This window comes from Virgibacillus dokdonensis, from assembly GCF_900166595.1.
GTDB lineage: Bacteria > Bacillota > Bacilli > Bacillales > Amphibacillaceae > Virgibacillus > Virgibacillus dokdonensis.
The window spans coordinates 160,719-179,256 of sequence record NZ_LT745762.1; the positions used below are offsets into that span (position 1 = coordinate 160,719).

General features: G+C 34.6%; 18 protein-coding genes and 1 pseudogene. 11 read left to right on the forward strand and 8 right to left on the reverse strand.

The window, feature by feature from the left end; translation table 11 throughout:
- Positions 1-20: 20 nt before the first annotated feature.
- Entirely contained in the window at positions 21-1,334 is a 1,314-nt protein-coding gene (locus B2C77_RS01155; protein ID WP_077701973.1) for a hypothetical protein, read from the reverse strand.
- Positions 1,335-1,529: 195 nt separating this feature from the next.
- Positions 1,530-2,372 carry a DUF3800 domain-containing protein gene (locus B2C77_RS01160; RefSeq protein ID WP_077701975.1) on the reverse strand — a complete coding sequence of 281 codons (843 nt, stop codon included), beginning with the start codon at positions 2,370-2,372 and terminating at the stop codon, positions 1,530-1,532.
- Between the two features lie 284 nt (positions 2,373-2,656).
- Here B2C77_RS01160 and B2C77_RS01165 point away from each other — a divergent pair, with 284 nt between their 5' ends.
- Positions 2,657-4,408 carry a recombinase family protein gene (locus B2C77_RS01165; protein WP_254843915.1) on the forward strand — a complete coding sequence of 584 codons (1,752 nt, stop codon included), beginning with the start codon at positions 2,657-2,659 and terminating at the stop codon, positions 4,406-4,408.
- Here B2C77_RS01165 and rlmH read toward each other — a convergent pair.
- Entirely contained in the window at positions 4,301-4,780 is a 480-nt protein-coding gene (rlmH, locus tag B2C77_RS01170; RefSeq protein WP_077701978.1) for a 23S rRNA (pseudouridine(1915)-N(3))-methyltransferase RlmH, read from the reverse strand. The two genes, B2C77_RS01165 and rlmH, sit on opposite strands and share 108 nt — an antisense overlap.
- Positions 4,781-4,861: 81 nt before the next feature.
- Complete coding sequence (locus B2C77_RS01175; protein ID WP_077701980.1) at positions 4,862-5,209, reverse strand: hypothetical protein; 348 nt, start codon at positions 5,207-5,209, stop codon at positions 4,862-4,864.
- A 144-nt stretch (positions 5,210-5,353) separates the two neighbouring features.
- Here B2C77_RS01175 and B2C77_RS01180 point away from each other — a divergent pair, with 144 nt between their 5' ends.
- From B2C77_RS01180 to B2C77_RS22440, 6 genes and pseudogenes are all read left to right on the forward strand, one after another.
- Positions 5,354-5,896, forward strand: a complete 543-nt coding sequence (locus tag B2C77_RS01180) for a PadR family transcriptional regulator (RefSeq protein ID WP_176087253.1) — start codon at positions 5,354-5,356, stop codon at positions 5,894-5,896.
- 221 nt (positions 5,897-6,117) lie between these two features.
- A pseudogene (locus B2C77_RS01185) lies at positions 6,118-6,273 on the forward strand (monooxygenase family protein); the annotation flags it as partial.
- 140 nt (positions 6,274-6,413) lie between these two features.
- Positions 6,414-7,529, forward strand: a complete 1,116-nt coding sequence (locus tag B2C77_RS01190; protein ID WP_077701984.1) for an IS4 family transposase — start codon at positions 6,414-6,416, stop codon at positions 7,527-7,529.
- Between the two features lie 116 nt (positions 7,530-7,645).
- Entirely contained in the window at positions 7,646-8,032 is a 387-nt protein-coding gene (locus B2C77_RS01195; protein WP_303046173.1) for a DUF4188 domain-containing protein, read from the forward strand.
- A gap of 415 nt (positions 8,033-8,447) precedes the next feature.
- Positions 8,448-8,654 carry a Rossmann-fold NAD(P)-binding domain-containing protein gene (locus tag B2C77_RS22435; RefSeq protein WP_367946629.1) on the forward strand — a complete coding sequence of 69 codons (207 nt, stop codon included), beginning with the start codon at positions 8,448-8,450 and terminating at the stop codon, positions 8,652-8,654.
- 4 nt (positions 8,655-8,658) lie between these two features.
- Positions 8,659-9,153 (forward strand): SDR family NAD(P)-dependent oxidoreductase, encoded by a 495-nt coding sequence (locus tag B2C77_RS22440; RefSeq protein ID WP_367946630.1) that lies wholly within the window; start codon positions 8,659-8,661, stop codon positions 9,151-9,153.
- 372 nt (positions 9,154-9,525) lie between these two features.
- Here the strand turns inward: B2C77_RS22440 and B2C77_RS22280 are convergent, their stop codons facing one another.
- Together B2C77_RS22280 and B2C77_RS01205 are read right to left on the reverse strand one after the other, a co-directional pair.
- Positions 9,526-9,654 (reverse strand): hypothetical protein, encoded by a 129-nt coding sequence (locus B2C77_RS22280; RefSeq protein WP_303046172.1) that lies wholly within the window; start codon positions 9,652-9,654, stop codon positions 9,526-9,528.
- Positions 9,655-9,665: 11 nt separating this feature from the next.
- Positions 9,666-10,934 carry a helix-turn-helix domain-containing protein gene (locus tag B2C77_RS01205; RefSeq protein ID WP_077701989.1) on the reverse strand — a complete coding sequence of 423 codons (1,269 nt, stop codon included), beginning with the start codon at positions 10,932-10,934 and terminating at the stop codon, positions 9,666-9,668.
- A gap of 714 nt (positions 10,935-11,648) precedes the next feature.
- On the opposite strand from B2C77_RS01205, the gene guaC reads away from it, so the two are divergent.
- Positions 11,649-12,635 (forward strand): GMP reductase, encoded by a 987-nt coding sequence (gene guaC / locus B2C77_RS01210; RefSeq protein WP_077701992.1) that lies wholly within the window; start codon positions 11,649-11,651, stop codon positions 12,633-12,635.
- A gap of 329 nt (positions 12,636-12,964) precedes the next feature.
- Complete coding sequence (locus B2C77_RS01215; protein WP_077701993.1) at positions 12,965-13,549, forward strand: DedA family protein; 585 nt, start codon at positions 12,965-12,967, stop codon at positions 13,547-13,549.
- A gap of 2 nt (positions 13,550-13,551) precedes the next feature.
- On the opposite strand, the gene B2C77_RS01220 is transcribed toward B2C77_RS01215, so the two are convergent.
- A complete protein-coding gene (locus tag B2C77_RS01220; protein WP_164085395.1) occupies positions 13,552-14,337 on the reverse strand; it encodes a phosphatidylserine decarboxylase in 786 nt (261 codons plus the stop codon).
- 467 nt (positions 14,338-14,804) lie between these two features.
- Here B2C77_RS01220 and pssA point away from each other — a divergent pair, with 467 nt between their 5' ends.
- Positions 14,805-15,491, forward strand: coding sequence for a CDP-diacylglycerol--serine O-phosphatidyltransferase (gene pssA / locus B2C77_RS01225; RefSeq protein ID WP_073010391.1), 687 nt, complete (start codon positions 14,805-14,807; stop codon positions 15,489-15,491).
- Positions 15,492-15,812: 321 nt separating this feature from the next.
- Complete coding sequence (gene metA / locus B2C77_RS01230; RefSeq protein ID WP_077701995.1) at positions 15,813-16,721, forward strand: homoserine O-acetyltransferase MetA; 909 nt, start codon at positions 15,813-15,815, stop codon at positions 16,719-16,721.
- Between the two features lie 172 nt (positions 16,722-16,893).
- Here the strand turns inward: metA and B2C77_RS01235 are convergent, their stop codons facing one another.
- Positions 16,894-17,202 (reverse strand): hypothetical protein, encoded by a 309-nt coding sequence (locus tag B2C77_RS01235; protein ID WP_077702143.1) that lies wholly within the window; start codon positions 17,200-17,202, stop codon positions 16,894-16,896.
- Positions 17,203-18,538: the final 1,336 nt, after the last annotated feature.

Below are 18,538 nucleotides of genomic sequence, written 5' to 3' on the forward strand. Positions count from 1 at the left end.
TGGCCAAAAATAATACCAACCTATTTATCAGTAAATAAAATCTTCCACTCACTATCAGAAAGTAATCTTTCTCGATACTTTAATGCATTTGGTATATTTCTATTAATTAAGCATTTATTTTCCAAGCAGTCCAAATATAAGGCTAATTGAACCAAAGCATAAAGCTCAAAATCAGACTCAACACCTTTAAATGAAACATACTTTTCTAGAAATGGACGTAACTCTTGTAATTGAATGTAAGCCCATTGTTTATTATTATAACCTGAGTCATAACCTAAATAACTAATTTTCTCTAAATTATAACTGTATCTTTTTTGTTCATCGCTTCCACTATAAGGTGAATATAATTCACAATATAAAGTTGTTTCTTTATTCTCTTCGTGATATAGCAATCCGTTATTTTCAAACCCACCTTCACTCATATTTTGTATACTATTATGTTCAAATTCAATTGCATATTTAAGTGCATTTAGATATAAATCCATCTTATTTTGATTTTTATTATTTGTTAACTTTAGTTCAAATAAATTTATAATAGGATCAAAGGGATACCAGATTTCTGAACCGTATCGCTCAATTTGTTCAGTGTTTAAATTTCTAAGATAATCAATATAATTACTAAACTCATTTTCTTTCTTTATAATTTTTTGCTTGAAATTAGATATAACCTGTTTTTGATACTCGTCAATTGAATTTATTATTTCTAGAAGAAACTCTAATCTTGTTTTTACGAAAGCAAATATTTGTGAAATGAATATCCTAACCCTTTTGAAATTGTCTTCATCCTTACTTGTATACACTACTGCGTAGATATCACAATCATCATCAATCCATACTCTTCCGTTATTCCATGTTACAAATGGGCTACATTCAAAGTCATTATCCTGATAAGATTTGTGTCTACTTGTTTCTACCGGATGAACAGAACATAAAGAACGCAAGTATGCAAAATATTTCTCATCTGTCCCTGCCCCATCTTTGCCAACTTGATTAAAAATTGCGATTGACTTCTTAATTCTATCATCCGGTACATCAAATATTTTTGCCAGTTCTTTTACACAATCCACAACAACAGACGCATTATTCATAAAATCAAAGAAGTCAAAAGCACTTCTATTGTACTTACCTGTATTTAATTCAAGTCCATTTAAGTAATCGACAGTATCGTCAAGCCTGTCCATAATTGCACAAATTTTATCCCATGCACGGTGGACTTTATCTTTTTTGAAATAAATCTTTTTGTTAAAGGTTATATTTTGCTCCTCGTTCACTTTCTCTCTTAATAATTTTAGAATTTTAGTATCCAGATTTATCTGAAATGTAACCTTTTTCATTTTAAGCTCCCTTCTTTAATTAGTTTTCACGATTTTACTCGTATCTCTTATCTTAAAATAGACTGTTAGTATTTAATTTCAAGTTTTATTTTACTTTTTATCCATTTATCGTTATAATAATAGTAGAATATAAAGAGCTTGACTTTTCTGAAGACTTACGTTCCACGTGAGTTACTAATGTAGGAAAAGTGGGGCTCATTTTTTATTTTTTGCTAAATATTGTTTATTAAGATGTCTGTCAACTGGTGTAAACTTCCAATGCCTATATGGATGATCCCATTTATTTTCAGGGTTACCTTTAATACCTGTACTCTCTCCAACATTAAAATTAGGATATACCTCCCTTATCCTCTTATTAATTAACTTATATAGTTCATGTTTAGCGACTGTTCTCTTTCCTCTTCTTTTTTTCCCATCGGGAATTACCTTATGTTTTTCATTTAATCTAAATTCTATAGAACCCAATACTACGTCTAAACACTGAAGTATTACATGGTTGTGTGACTTAGCTTCAGCTATATCATCTTTACTATGAATAAATAAATTTGCTTCTATAAATTCTTCCTGATATTGGAGATTATAAATAAAGTCCTTAAATTTCTCGTTCTTTTCTTTTGTATCAGGTAATTGATCAAAAAAAGGGTAAATTGAAATTGGATTATTACTCTTATTAGAATATCGAAATCCAAAGGCATGTTTAAAAAATTGATAATAAAGTAAAAAGTACTCATTATCTCTTTGTTCCTTAGAAAGCTGGGCAGGATTAAACATATTATGTGTAAACATAATCCTTATCTTTACCTTATCTTGTTGAATGAAATTAAAAAATTCCTCCATTAACAACATATATTTATCCAAATAATGTGGTGTTACCTTTTGCCATTTTACTTCACCAAATAAATTTAACTCTTGTTTCTTACTTTCCAACTTTGTTCTTACTTCTTGAAAATGTATTGACCTAACTAATGCTCCACCGTAGAAGTTACCGAAGTAGGCACCGTTTTTCTCAGATTCATCACAGTAGACAATATATTGCAAGTTAACGTCCTCCTAATACTCTATCATCGCAATCTTGTGACTATATTATAACACCTTAATCTATCAATATGAATGAACCTAAAAATAGTAGATTAGTTATTCATGAGTTCTTATCAACACTACTCTACGATTTACATTTATGTTATAATAATAGTTTTGCATCCTATTTAGTAATAATTTCCAAGATAAACATTATAAATTAGCTGAATTGTTACTGATTTTTAAAACTTCCATTTCTACTTTCTTTATTTTCATTGTAATATCAACTTATAGGAGGATTAGATATGGAGATATCAAAAGTAGCAATCTACGCTCGCGTAAGTACAGAAGAACAAGCAAAAGAAGGTTTCAGTATAGCCGCACAGCTTCAAACACTACGGCAATATGCACAAATTTATAACTGGGAAGTGATTGATGAATACGTCGATGAAGGAATTAGCGGTAAATCCGTAAAAGGACGTCCGGAAATGAAAAGACTTATAAAAGATGTAGAAAATGAAAGATTCGATGCGGTAATAGTATGGAAAATTTCTCGACTTTCAAGAAATATGTTAGACACACTCACGATTCTAGATAAGTTTGAAAAATACGATGTGAAGTTTATATCTTACTCTGAGAACTTTGATACCAGTAGTCCTATAGGTCGCCTAGTACTTCAAATTATGGCTTCTATTGCTGAAATGGAACGTAATACTTTAGCAGAAAACGTTAAACTAGGAATGAAACAACGAGCATTGGAGGGACGTTGGAACGGTGGCATTGTATTTGGATACGACACTGTAAAAAAGGAACTTGTTATTAATGAAAAGGAAGCAGAAGTAGTACAGCTCATCTATCATATGTACGCAGATGGGAAAGGGCTACGAGCAATTTCTAACCATTTAAATAAATCAGGCTATAAGACGAAACGTAACCGATATTTTTCCATCAATGGTGTAGCCCAAATTCTAGACAATGTTGTATATAACGGTAAAATCAGTTGGCTAAAAGTTGAGAACTGGGACACCAAACGTAGGAAAGGGAAAAATCCCAACCCCATCCTTGTTGAAGGAAAGCATGAGGGTATTATTTCGGATGAATTATGGAACATTGTACAAGCAAGGAGAAAAAGCAAATCATTTAAGCAGCGCCAATCAAATGAGCCATTTTTACTAAGTAAGCTGTTGCGTTGTCCAGATTGTGGCCAAGGGATGGTTCCTTCTATTACAACATACACCCTAAAAGATGGGACAAAACGAAAACATCGCTATTACGTTTGTAGTGATTTTCATAATAAAGGGTCTGCTGCTTGTAAAGCTAATTCCATTAAAGCATATGATGCAGAAGATACGGTTATCAAGAAAATTGAACAATTTAGTTCTAATAAAAAGAGGCTATATAAAACACTCACAGACATTAGTTCTAGTTCTGCCCATTCGATAAGTCAGCTTAATAAGGAACTAGAAGAGATTGAAACGCAACTAAAAGAAATAGAACAATTACAAGCTAAGTATATGGAAGCCTTTGAAAAGAACACACTCCCTGTAGATATTCTACAAGAAAGACTACAAAAAGTTTCCAATGATAAGAGGGGGTTAGAACAAAAGAAAAATGAGGTTATAATACAATTAGGCTCTGTCGATTCCAAAGTAATCCAACCAGAGTTGATCGAAAAACTACTAAAGAAATTCTTATCGGTTTACAAAGAGACGTCTAGGGACAACCAAAAACAATTGCTACAGTTGTTAATTGATAATATTACAATCAAACAAAATGACAAATCAAGATGCATAAATAACGTAGAACTTGAATTTGATTTTTCTGAACTACACATATCGAAAACTTTTACATTAATCCACTTGTTATATCGTGAAACGGATAATGAACTCACCTTTTCAATACCCGCTTCCGATAAAGAATTACCACCTTATCTACAACAATTTTTGCCTCTATTTATGGTACGGTTCTCCCCGATTAATCCGAAATGCCCTATACACCTGCTCCAACAGAATAAACCGCATCACCTGATGTGGAAAAGTCATTTTCGAAAAGGATAGAGCAAAATTACTTCTATGTTGTACCTCTGCACTGATTCCAAGTGATCCGCCAATGACAAAGGCTATTTTGCTTTTCCCATAGGTGGCGAGTTCATCCAATTTGCTGGCAAATTGCTCTGAAGTAAGCATGTTGCCGTTAATTTCTAACGTGACAACAAATGTGTCTGGATGAATATGGCTTAAAATGCGCTCCCCTTCTTTTTGTTTCACATGTAACATTTGCGCTTCACTTAAGTTTTCCGGGGCTTTTTCATCAGCTACTTCCACGGTATCTACTTTTGCGTACGTGCTTAAACGTTTTAAATATTCTTGTATGCCTTGCTTTAAATATTTTTCTTTTAATTTTCCTACTGATACAATGGTAATTTTCATAATGCGTAACGTCCTCATAGATTTTTTCTTTAGTTTACCATAACTGACCGTGCTTTTTGCTAAAATTTCTTCTCTTCACTCCTACAAACTAAAACCCACTGCAATATACAGAGCTATAATAGCAATTACGCTAATGACTACAAGCACTCGGGTTGTTGTTTGAGGCAGCGGCTTTACTCGCTTTCCTTTGAACCATCCAGTGAATTGGAACTTATTTCGGTATAGGACAAAAATAAGGATGGCAATGCCTATGGCTTGTAGCGCTAAAAAGTACATCAAATATGGATATACTTCCGTCAACTGAGCGATCGGCCTGTTCGTGAATATTTCTAAAAAGTAATTACTTATCGCTCCAAATACGAAATAAAGTACTACAAAGATGAACAGCGCACGAACCGCTTCAAGCAATCCTGTAGAAAATAAACGCATGCTAACCCTCCATCCCACACTTTTCTTCCATTATAACAAAGATGCATTCAAACAAATTGTTTTTTCAGAAAACACTTTCCGTTTTTAAGTAATTCGTGTATTATATATCTAAATGATATATATCAAATGGATAGGAAGATTTCTTTGAAAACGTATAACAATAGTACCTATGCGCTGCTTGGAATTTTGACTTTAGATTGTCGCACAGGTTATGAAATCAAACAACGGATGGATCAGAGCTTAAATCATTTTTGGAAAATTAGTTATGGGCAAATTTACCCGAATCTAAAAACGTTAGTTACCGATGGCTTAGCAACCGTTAAGGTCATGTCACAGGATGGGAAACCAGATCGAAAGGAATATTTCCTTACTACCAAGGGGGAAGAGGTGTTAAAGAACTGGTTGAAAGAACCATTGCAGCATATTGCTAATGAGCGTAACGAAGTGCTTTTGAAATTGTTTTTTAGTAGACATCAGCCTGCAGACCAGACGCAATCGTTGATACGTCATTATAAAGAAGAATTACAGAAGAAAATAGACACCTACGAAGCGATTGAAGAAATGATAGGCACTAATTATTCTCAAAACCCTGATGCTACTTATTGGCTGTATACACTAGACTATGGAAAGCGGACAACCAAGGCTGCTATAGAATGGTGTGAAGCTACCATAGAAAAAATAAAGTAAACTGGCTTTAGTTATAACTTCTTTTCTGGGCTCTTTCGAAAAGCTTAATTTCTTATTCAGCACAAAGATGACTTGAAAAGCAAGATGCGATTGCTTCGAGAAAAGCGTGATCACTGGGGGCGGGGTGCGAGTAAAGAGGCTTCATTTAACCTATAGAAAAGTTAGAAGCAATAGGCAATATCATAACGCCTCCATATACTGTAGAGGGGAGAGAGGATATCATGATAAAACAGGTCTACTCTGGTCGTTATACCACAGAAAATGAAGAAGATATTGTTGTGTTTTTAATAGGGATGCGGGTTAACCGTAGATTAGCTGTACATAAATGGCTTCCCGTCTTTTTAGCAATGCCGCGGATGATTAAAGAACTTTACACATCACTAGCATTGCATTAATTAAACCTGATGATTCAAAATACTAAAAATGTTCAATAATTACGTGTTCATGATACAAAAAATCCTTTACAATGGAAGTACAGGTGGTTCCTGTCCAAATCCAAAAGTAAAGGATAATCCGTATGAACAAGAATACACTAAAATCATCATTTGGTAAATGGGTTTCACCTATAAATACGAAAAAACTATTTGAACAAGTAGAAGAAAATAAACAAGATTACTACACAAAAAAGCTAACAACTGCAGGGTATATAAAGCCCATGTTACTTGCCCAACTGCAAGGATTCGAGAGCTTGGAAGAAATGAGCGATGCCCTAATAGATGATGGACTTCAGAAAGCACTGGGGTTTGAATCGATTAGTACATCTCAGCTATCAAGGAAGAATAATGAAATGAATCCAATGATCCTTTCCCATTTATTCTTGGACCTTGTTTACAAAATAAAAGGTATCCAATTTAAAAACGGGAAATACATGCCATTGAAAATCATTGATTCTAGCACGCTTCCATTAAACTTAACGAATCATAAGTGGGCAAAGTTCCGTAAAACAAAAGCAGGAGTTAAGCTACATTTACGACTTATATTTATGAATAAAGATACCGTCTATCCTGAAAAAGCAGTGATTACAACAGCCAAAGAACATGACAGAAATCAACTGGAAGTTCTCGTAGACGACAAAGAAGCCATGTATGTGTTTGACCGTGGATACGTTGATTATGAACGATTTGATCGAATGACAGATGAAGGCTATTTTTTCGTATCAAGACTGAAGAAAAACGCCATCACTCGTGAAGTAGAATCATTTTCTATACCTAAAGATTCTACGGTTTTATCCGACAAGATGGTTTACATCGGTTCGACGCAAAATCGTACAGAGAATGTATTCCGCCTACTTGAAGTAGTGGATACAAAGGGAAACATTCTACGATTAATTACTAACCGTTTCGATCTAGACTCCGAAGAGATTAGTGAAATTTACCGTCAACGGTGGGCCATAGAGCTATTTTTCAAATGGCTCAAACAGCATGTAGAGATCAAACACTTTTATGGCATGAGCGAAACTGCCATTCAAAATCAAATCTTCCTTGCGCTCATTGCTTACTGTTTACATGTACTTATCCAGTTAGAGATGAGGAGTAAGAAGTCCTTACTCCGAATTAGCCGCTGGTTAAATAAAGCGCTGTGGAAACCTGCGTACATCTGGATTCGCAGATTTGACGATAGATCTATTCCGTAAATACATACAGTGTCGCTGTTGCTAATAGTTTAATTGTATAATTTTTCTAAATGGGCAGACCACCTTTGTTTAGCCTTTGTCTTTTTGGCAAAAAATCCTGCAAAGATGTTTACTGAATTTTCAAACCATATTTATGCAATGCTAGTGTTTACACATATAAAGATACGTTAGGCTTTTTATCTATGGAAAGTTATTTTGGCCTGCGCACGACGTTGATGGTGCAATATTGGCGGTCTACCGAAGATTTGCTTGCCTATGCAAAGGGTAAACAACATCTAGCTGCATGGAAACGGTTTAACCAAAAAGCAAGCCATACAAATGCGGTTGGTATCTATCATGAGACGTACATCGTACCAAAAGGTAATTATGAAGCGATTTATGCGAATACGCCGTTATACGGTTTAGCAAAGGCAAACGAACATATACCTGTTTCTCCTAAACGTACAACGGCTAAGCAGCGTTTGACACAGGATGCAGTTAACCAAATAAATGCTTGGAAGTAAAGTGGAACAGCTTGCTGATGTACTAAATCAAAGCTTGCGAGTTGTTCCTACAGGAATATCACATCTTTTCCTCCGGTAGGTTGCGGGTATGCTTACATCAATCTGTTTACGAGACTTTTATTTGCTCATATGGTTAAGCGCCACAAAGGTTTGGCTTGAAAACCTCTTTATGACATACGAGAGTGAGGTTCTATTTTCTCCCCCTAGATTTTATTCCACACATAATACTGTGTCTTACATGATACAATCAACCATAACGTAGCAATTTCTAGAAAAACTTTTAAATGAAGTGAAAAATTTCACATCTAGATGGCAACTACCTTCCATAATCCACCTAAAATTTTACATGCTAAGTCGTACAACATGTTTCCTAAAAGCACCTCCTATGTACATACCTATCAATTGGAGGAGAAGGATGAAAATATTAACTGGCAAAATTGCTATTGTAACTGGAGTTCGTAATTCGAAAGGTATTGGAGCTGCAACATGTTTGTCTCTTGCAAAAGCAGGAGCTGACATCTTTTTCACGTACTGGTCTCCATTTGATGAAGCGGAAGGAAGATTGGAAAGAGATTTCCCTAGTAAGCTTTGTGAAAAAATAAATAGCTTTGGAGTGCGCTGATCACATGGCGTTAGACTTAAGCCTAGAAGAGTCCCCAAACAACTTGCTAAATACAGTCCAGAATAAATTAGGTACTGCTTCCATTTTAGTCAATAACGCAACCTACGAAGCTCCAACGAATTTCCATACGTTAACTTCAGAAAATCTAGATAACCATTATCAAGTAAATAATCGCGGAACCCTTTTATTAGCGGTTGAATTTGCTAAAAGATATGAACAGCAATTTCCCAACGAGAAAAAAGGCTGGATTATCAATCTCGTCTCTAGAGGGCCAGACCCAAATAATATAGCTTATATTGCTACAAAAGGGATGACTATTCCTACTACAGAGCCATTATCCGTTGCTCTAGCTCCCATTGGCATAACGGTTAATTCTATTGATCCAGGTCCAACGGATACAGGTTGGATAAATAAAGAAATAAAAAACATTTTATTACCTTTATTCCCAACTGGTCGGATCGGCCGTCCAGAAGATGCCGCTAAACTGATCACCTTCTAGCAAGTGAAGATTCCTATTGGATAACGGGGCAAACCATTCACTCTGAAGGCGGGTTTTCAGGGAAATAACAATACACTAAAAGGACTGTTGCACCATACATTTCTGACCGTGCAACAGCACCTTTTTCTATGATTTTACAATATATCATCATATACTTTTGTCGCTTCAGCAATGCTTCATAAAATCTCAATGACTAGTTTCAAAGTACTTTCCATTATAAAGTTGCATTTTGTAAACATGAAGCCTGTAAAATAATATAGGAAAAATTCTAAGGTTGGAGTAGTTTATAATAGTAAAATGAGATAGGTCTTTTGTTTATGAAAACTATAACCAATGGGCATTGAATACATGTATGATTTATAGCTTATTTGTTTAGCTTGTTTCATAGTCTGTTAATGGCTTAGGTTCATATGCTGATGCTGTTTGAAAATCATCATTTGAAAACAAAATCCCGCAAACAACAATTGCTCCACATATAAATGAGACGATAAACTTCTTCATATTCTCCCTCCTTACAATTTTATTAATTGGTCATAACTACTAGTTGCTAATTTATAGTACTGCATAGATTCCCTGTGCTTGCCCATTTTTTCTAAATGGGAAGCTAACAACTTTGAATAAAACACTAAATATTGGTAGTCTTTCCTTTGCTTTAAATACGGAATAAATTTCTCTTCTAGTATGGACTCAAAATCTTTTAGTTTTCCGTTCAATAAGTATGTGTACACTAGAGTTGTGTATTTATAAAAATCGTAATATTCCTTTTCTTCGGATAGCCTAAGCGTATCCTCCGCGAGGATTAAATACTCCTTTGCTTTCGTGTTCTCATTATTCTGGTGAAAATTTTGTATTAAAGAGGTAATGGCTTCTAACTTGGCTTCATATTCTAAGCTTTCAGAATCTAATACACGCAAATAGTTTTTGATAGACTGTTTTAAATCTCCTATTAATCCATAAAAGCGACCTAAATTAAGATAAGCTAACTGAATAATTTGTTCTTCGCTATTTATTTTACTTAAAGAAATTGCTTGTTCAAAGTTTTCTAATGCGTTATCATTCATTTTAATTCGTTGATAAGAAATTCCTAGTAAGATATGACATTGGGCGCAACGTATAAAGTTGTACTCCTGTTGAAACACAGTCATTGCTTTTTTCGCATAATTAATAGCCTCAAGTCCATTTAGCAAATTACTATACTGAATAGAAATTGCGTAACACAAATCAGCAATCTCTTCTTCTTCAATTTCAGCTGATCGATGCACTTTCTCGGCTTTTTTATAGCATTGTAAAGATTGCTGATGTTCTCCTTTAAAAGAGTAATAATTCCCTTGAAATTTATTCCAAAAATATTTATGTGGGGAGTTAAAAGAGTCTGCCATCTCATGGAGTTCATTAATTTTATGTAAGGCTTTTTGGAAATCACGTAAAATCATATAGTAACGAATTTTATGAATCTCAAACATAATTGTTTGATTGTTAATACTTTTATCCATTACGTTTTGCAATTCTTCATATCTTGTTATAATTTCCTGTTTATCAAAACGGTCATATAGCATGTCGTACCATTTCTTACATTTGTCTTCAAAATTTGAATCAGGAATATTTGTAAGCTCAATTCCTAGACGATTACATAATGCTTGAATAATCTCAGAATTGGCTTTTGCTTTCTGATTTTCTATTTTTGATAAATAGGACAAAGAAACAATACCTTCTGATAATGCTTCTTGTGTCATATTTTGCTTGGTTCTATGTAATTTTATAATATAGCCTATATCTATCAAATCCTAGTCCCCCCTTTAATGCGTTATATTATGTAATATTATACCACAAGTCTAAATAGTTAGTGTTTGAGAAAAAATATGATTAATCTAAAATTTTACACCTAAATTAGGGTTACTAATCAACAAATTTTCTTTTAACAGGAAAATGTACATGGTGTAGTAGAATTACGCATTATTAACTGTCAATTTTTGTGATCTACTCTTTTTTGTTTAAAACAATACACATTTGCTACGAAGATAAAAAATTATTTTTTTAGTATTATCATAAATGAAATAAGCAACCTTAAATGAACAACCTTTATAAAACCCCCTCCACAACTTAAATTTTCCCCTTCCATTATCATATTACTAGATATCCCTCTTAGATAAGCTGCTTGTCACCGAGTCTTTATGCACATTTATCGTTTTTCTTACCCTATAAAGTAAAGCTTAAAATATATATAGAACAAAAAAGATTGCTGCCGCACGTTTTTTCTAACATCTTTATATCCCTTTTCCCAAACGTATAAAAACCCCTCTCAGAATAATTTAGCTTCCTACAAATCTTTATGACGTTAAAACGCCGTCGTTGCAAAAACTATAAACTCTAATATGACATGCTTCCCTGTCGCGGATATAAAATTTTGACTTCTCATTCAAAATCATGTACATTACTAATAGACGAACATTAAATATAAACGAATAATTTTTATTCGGATTTTAGAGGTGTTAGGTATGGATAATGTGTTTGATTACGAAGATATTCAATTAATTCCCGCAAAATGTATTGTACGCAGCCGTTCAGAATGTGATACGAATGTCACATTAGGCAAGCATACATTTAAATTACCTGTTGTACCTGCAAATATGCAGACGATTATTGATGAAAAAATTGCGTTGATGTTAGCTGAAAATGGCTATTTTTATATTATGCACCGCTTTGAACCAGAAAAACGTACCGATTTTATTAAAGATATGCATGAACGTGGACTTATTGCCTCCATTAGCGTTGGTGTAAAGGACGAAGAATATGATTTTGTAGAGCAACTAGTAGCAGATAAACTGATCCCAGATTATATTACAATCGATATTGCACATGGACATTCGGAGTCTGTGATAAAAATGATTCAACATATTAAAAAACATGTACCTGAGAGCTTCTTGATTGCTGGAAACGTTGGTACTCCAGAAGCTGTTCGTGAATTGGAAAATGCGGGCGCGGATGCTACGAAGGTTGGAATTGGACCAGGGAAAGTATGTATTACGAAAATTAAAACGGGCTTTGGCACTGGTGGCTGGCAATTAGCAGCGCTTCGCTGGTGTTCAAGAGCTGCAAGCAAGCCGATTATTGCTGACGGTGGTATTCGTACGCATGGAGATATTGCTAAATCGATCCGCTTTGGTGCAACGATGGTGATGATTGGATCGCTTTTTGCTGGTCATGAAGAGTCTCCAGGGGAAACCATTGAAAAAGATGGCAAGATTTTAAAAGAATATTTTGGTTCTGCTTCCGAGTTCCAAAAAGGCGAGAAGAAAAACGTCGAAGGAAAGAAAATGCTTGTAGAACATAAAGGTTCCTTAAAAGATACACTGCAAGAGATGGAGCAAGACTTACAATCCTCCATTTCCTATGCAGGTGGCAAAAAGCTAGAAGCCATCCGTACCGTCGATTATGTAGTTGTGAAAAACTCCATCTTTAATGGTGATAAGATTATTTACTAAATGAAACTTTACCTTACAAAAACGAAGGCTACCCCCATCAAGAATGGTATGAAGCCTTCGTTTTTATATTTCTAAATTGCAAAATTATATATTCCCTCTATATTTCTCCTATAGCGTAAGAACAAATTATTCGTTGCGGTTTTCTTCCAAAATACTTTCTTTTAATTCAAAAAGCAATACAATTCTCTGGAACCCTTCATACAGCATACAGCTTTGTTAACATAATTTTCTACAACGAAGTTCTATAGCACTTCCCCATTAATAATGGTATACTATTCTTACATTTAAAGGGATTGATACTACTTGGTATCTTGAAGGAATGGAACAACATGACAGATTTAGAAAGCTTTATAGTTCATTATGGATACATCGGAATGTTTATTGTTCTTATATTAGGGATTGTAGGGATGCCTTTCCCAGATGAAGTATTACTTACATATGTTGGCTATCATGTATCTTTAGGAAATATGTCTCTCAATCTAGCTATATTCATTGCCATCTTGGGTTCAATAAGCGGGATCTCAATAAGCTATTTATTGGGGCAGTGGTTAGGTGTCCCATTTATAAAACGTTTTGGTCCTAAATTACGCATAAAAGAAAAACAGATAGACTGGGTTCGGAACAATTTTAATAAGTATGGAGCCACATTTCTCATTTTTGGTTATTTCATCCCCGGGATTAGACATGTCACTGCTTATGTAGCAGGATTTAGCAAATATCATTATTTTCGTTTTGCTGTTTTCGCTTATATAGGCGCTATTTTTTGGGCATCCACATTTATTATTTTGGGGAATATTTTAGGTGATCAATGGGAATATATTACAACCTTTTTCTCGCAAGCATCAAAAATAATGTGGTTAATCATTCTTACTGGCGTCCTATTTATCATTCTAAGAAAAATCAAACGAAATTAAAATCAAGCATTGGAAAAAACACCGACGCTCTTTCCAAACGAAATATCATTGTTTCCTGCTATATCTGGTGAAAATTGAAAAGTTGCTCTTTCGATAAATAATACAACTGTAGAACCAAATGAAAAATAAGCCAGCTCTTCACCACGACCTAATTTATCCGAACGAGCAGTAAGATGGACACTATTGACATTTAAGGCGCCTACTTTAACAACAGCAATATTTCCTAATTCACTTTGGATTTCTGTTATTCTACGATAATTAGTTGATAGAGGGCTATTCCCATATTTTAAACCAATAGAATTAACAGGATAAGATTTTTCGCCAAGCACCCAGCTTTCTTTGATTATCCCATCTACAGGACTATGTATTCTATGATAATGACGCGGTGATAAGTACAAAATAATATATTTTCCATTTCGATATACATCCGCCTTTTCTTTACTACCTAGCATCTCTTCTAACCTAATTTGTTTGTTTTTTATTGAGTATTTTTCAACATCCTGAACAAATCCAAAATCGCTTATCACGCCATCTACTGGGCTAACCAAACAATTAGGCTGTGATTCTATAGATCTGCAACCGAATTTTAATTTTCTAGTAAAGAGTTGGTGTAAGCTTTGATATTCTGACAACGATTTTTCCATTTCTTCTTGGTTAATACGGTATATTTTAGCAAAGATTGGGACAAGCATGCGACTCCAAGTAGAACTTGTAAAACGAACGAGCAATTGAGATACATAATTATTTCCGGTTAATTCAACAAATAATTTCAACCAAGCTTTTAACAAATTATCACTCCTATATATGAACTTACAGAATGAAACTATAATCGAGGGTTTGCTTTCGCTCACTCTATAAACAAATTATTATATCGTTGCTTCCCTGCTATTAATTTTATAATTATTCTTGTATAAAATAAAGATTTATACGTTTCCAACAATTGCTGTTTACCATTTAGTCTATTTTAGCAGTAAAATAAGTAAGAATGGTGAAATGATTAATAATATGTAAAGTGCTGTTTTAATTTAGCAAGACTTGTTCAGCTTGCATCTCAAATTCTTGAAATAATTCATACAGCACCTTATATCGGAGTAAACCTAAAAATTTTATCTCGATAGCAGAAAAGATTTAACAGCTCTTGATAAAGTTCATTAATTCACATAATGTGATATTACTACATTCACATTTTATAAAGTCATCTAAACTTATATGTAGATAAATGTAACATTACAAGTAATAAAATCAGGAGGAAATAATGAATTTTAAAAAACAAATACCTAACCTTTTTACATTGGGAAACTTATACTGTGGCTACTTATCCATCGGTTATACGGCATCTAATCATTATAAAAACGCAGCTATTTTTATTCTTATCGGAATGTTACTTGATAGTATAGATGGAAGAATAGCCAGATTATTACATGTTGAAAGCCCTTTGGGAAAGGAGTTAGATTCTTTAGCTGACATCATTACTTTTGGTGTCGCACCAAGCTTTTTAATGTACTATACAATGTTGTTTGATCTTGGGTGGATTGGTCTAGCAATATCAGGACTATTTCCTTTGTTTGGGGCTTATCGATTAGCTAGATATAATATTACAGCAAAAGAAGAATCATTATATCATTTTACTGGAATACCCATTACTATAGCGGGGGGAATTCTTGCTACCCTCATTTTATTTAGAGAAGACATTCCGAGTACATTTACTATGGTTATTTTTATTTTGCTTTGTTTTTTAATGGTTAGTACCATACAAATACCGAGCCTAAAAAAAGTACGCTTGCCAAGAAACGAAACCATTGTCACTATCCTTATAGGAATGATGTTATTTATGAATCATGCTAGATCTTGGAGAGTATTTACTTCTCTTCTTTATATAGTTATCCCGCTATACCTTATTTATATGACGTATCGTTTTATCAAAATAAAAGCAAGTAGATAAATAGCTTGTTGGTAAAACATAGAGCGGAACATCTATCAGTGAGAATCCTTGCTCCACGGAATAGAGTAGCCCTTGAAAATTACCCAAAAAATTCAAAGTCAATTTTCATCGCTCTGACAGTACGGAGGAACGACCTAAAACCTCCTAAATTTGTAATCAGGGCTGTGCCTAGTACGTTTTCCAGCTCGTCGTTACGCCAAGGTTTACAGAATTTTAGATACGAGATATATTTTAGACCATCTTCTTTTTCAAAACAGAACGATAGAACTTTCTGTCAATTACCTATATAATAGGGAAAATACGAAAAAGGAGGGTTCCTAGTTGCCGATTACAATTCCTAAGCAACTGCCAGCACACGCTACTTTGGAAAAAGAAAATATTTTCATTATGGATACGGTACGAGCAACGACCCAAGATATTCGACCATTAAACATTGTGATCGTTAATTTAATGCCGGAAAAAGAGCGCACGGAAACACAGCTTCTCCGGCTATTAGGTAATTCTCCCTTGCAAGTGCTAGTGACATTTCTGCATACAGCAACACACGATTCAAAAACCGTCAGTAAATCACATCTGAACCAGTTTTATCAAACGTTTCATTCCATCAAGCATAAACGGTTTGACGGAATGATTATTACCGGTGCACCTGTGGAAATGCTCGCTTTTGAAGAGGTGAATTATTGGGAAGAGCTGAAAATGATTATGGAATGGTCGAAAACCCATGTAACTTCTGTATTACATATTTGCTGGGCAGCTCAAGCAGCACTATATTACCACTATGGAATAGGAAAATATGCGCTCCCAGCCAAATGCACAGGAGTGTTTTCTCATACGATTTCACATTCTACCGTCGAGCTTATTCGTGGGTTCGATGATGAATTTCTAGCGCCACATTCCCGTTATACGGGAACATCACTAGCAGACGTTCAAGCTGATAGTCGTTTAATGGTGCTCGCTGCAACAACGGACGACGATCCGTTTATTATGATTTCCAAAGACGAGAAGCACATTATGCTTACAGGGCATTTTGAATATGATTTTGATACCTTAGCAGAAGAGTACGATCGAGATAGAAAAAAGGGGCTTAACCCAGCAATACCGAAAAATTATTTCCCTGATAATAACCCTAAAAAGACGCCACTCCATCGTTGGCGCTCCCATGCACACCTGCTATTCTCTAACTGGTTAAATTATTATGTCTATCAGGAAACACCATACGAATGGAAATAGTTGATTTGCTAAGCATCCATTTTAGCTTCTGTTAGGTGAAATTGAAATGTCATTAAATCTGAATCTCTGTTAGCATTTAGCTTTATTACTTATGAAATAAATGCGCAAGCCCCTTAGCATCTGTGGGACTTGCGTTTTTATTATAAATGGGAGGGGATTACATTTGCAGAAGCTAATAGCCATAATAAGGAGGATAAGCTCCATAGCCTTGATAATATGGAGGGGCGAAAGCATTTACTAACGATCCAGCTAATAAACCACCAGCTAATCCTCCGACAAAGGGAGCTACTCCAAAACCAAATCCAGGAAAAAATCCAGGACCGCCAAATCCGAAGCCTGGTCCAAAGAATGACCTAGGCCCAAAAAATGGTCTCGGACCGAAAAATGGTCTAGGTCCAAAGAACGGTCTTCCAAAACCAATTGGACGACGCATCCAGTCTTGTTCTTCGTAATATGCAGGATCATTCCATTCATAACTCATTTCTACTTCCCTCATTTCCATTTTTTTCTCTACGATAAGATATGAAAAAGATTGGGTGTTTGTGCGAGAAACTATTGTGTTTGAACAATCATAAAGCGAGGTTGATTTTAAAGATTGAGGGACTTAGCTTGCAAAATCGGCTTTATCTGATATCTTTAACCACTTGTTTTCATCTATATGATGACAACATAAACCTTCACAAGCACTTCATATGTTAAAGATACAGTTCATTAAATGAATAATAAGGTTTAAACCTCTCGTGGAGGTTCTTTGCAATAGAGCATACTTGTGATTTGATGGCATACACCAAATGCAACGGTTTCTCTTTATTTACTAAGCTATTCTTCGTAATGTTGAGTTTATTTCAGCGAAACGCGTTACCCTGGTTCGTTTCCACATTAAGGTTTTTTGAATAGTGTGATATAATTAAATTTAGGTAGTTGTATATGCAGGGTGGTATGTGGCACTCGCCTTCCGAAGTTATTTCTTTGGGAAAGGGGGTGATCACATGATTATTACTACAGACCATTTGCTCGTAATTTGTGCATTCGGTACTTTAATTGTAGCGATAATCAACTCCAACACAAAAAAGTAATCCACCCTGCTCAGCCAAGTAGGAAGTAGATTACTTTTTTACTTTATTGCGCCACCGCTGTCTTGCGGTATAGCTACCTTCTAGACGTTAGTGTTAGTAACACTAGCACTAGCGTCTTTTATTATTATATGTTTTATATATTCATTATATACAACATGCATTTTGTATGCAATCAAAAACGTTTTGAAGCTTTTTACACGTTATAATTCTAATTATGGTTCTTAGTGTTTTTTGGTTCGCTTATCCTCGTTTCATTCCTATTCATGAAACTTTCTATACGTTTTAACGCTTCATGTACTCTTTAAGTAGCAAACTCAGTAAGTTTAGTTATTTTACTATTAAATAGTATATTTAGCCTCTCCCTCTGCTCTTATGCTATATTATTATGTAGTAAATAAACGTCTGTTTGCAGTTATTCAGTTCGATGAGGGAAATGCCGCCCATTGTTGGTACTGCAAAGTAATAAAAACGCTCACAAACAAAGAAATTAGTTCTAATATACAGCACACAACAATCATTGAAGTGGTGTCTTATTAATACTTCAAATTCGAAATAAGGTAGAAAAAAACGAGGGGATATCATGCTTAGAAGGAAGAAATGCATTTGCTGGAATTGCAATAAAAGTACACCATACAAAAGATTATGGTATCGTGGACTTGCAACTAGAACAGTAACATGTCCATACTGCCACGCAGAAAACGACTTAAGTCTCAAGCAACTTTCACTTCAATTTGTCATATT

Bases quoted from the DNA above. Each gene is read 5' to 3' on its own strand.
- B2C77_RS01155 (WP_077701973.1), bottom strand. From the start codon at position 1,334: ATGAAAAAGGTTACATTTCAGATAAATCTGGATACTAAAATTCTAAAA.
- B2C77_RS01165 (WP_254843915.1), top strand. From the start codon at position 2,657: ATGGAGATATCAAAAGTAGCAATCTACGCTCGCGTAAGTACAGAAGAA.
- rlmH (WP_077701978.1), bottom strand. From the start codon at position 4,780: ATGAAAATTACCATTGTATCAGTAGGAAAATTAAAAGAAAAATATTTA.
- B2C77_RS01175 (WP_077701980.1), bottom strand. From the start codon at position 5,209: ATGCGTTTATTTTCTACAGGATTGCTTGAAGCGGTTCGTGCGCTGTTC.
- B2C77_RS01190 (WP_077701984.1), top strand. From the start codon at position 6,414: ATGAACAAGAATACACTAAAATCATCATTTGGTAAATGGGTTTCACCT.
- B2C77_RS22435 (WP_367946629.1), top strand. From the start codon at position 8,448: ATGAAAATATTAACTGGCAAAATTGCTATTGTAACTGGAGTTCGTAAT.
- B2C77_RS22440 (WP_367946630.1), top strand. From the start codon at position 8,659: ATGGCGTTAGACTTAAGCCTAGAAGAGTCCCCAAACAACTTGCTAAAT.
- B2C77_RS22280 (WP_303046172.1), bottom strand. From the start codon at position 9,654: ATGAAGAAGTTTATCGTCTCATTTATATGTGGAGCAATTGTTGTTTGC.
- guaC (WP_077701992.1), top strand. From the start codon at position 11,649: ATGGATAATGTGTTTGATTACGAAGATATTCAATTAATTCCCGCAAAA.
- B2C77_RS01215 (WP_077701993.1), top strand. From the start codon at position 12,965: ATGACAGATTTAGAAAGCTTTATAGTTCATTATGGATACATCGGAATG.
- pssA (WP_073010391.1), top strand. From the start codon at position 14,805: ATGAATTTTAAAAAACAAATACCTAACCTTTTTACATTGGGAAACTTA.
- B2C77_RS01235 (WP_077702143.1), bottom strand. From the start codon at position 17,202: ATGAGTTATGAATGGAATGATCCTGCATATTACGAAGAACAAGACTGG.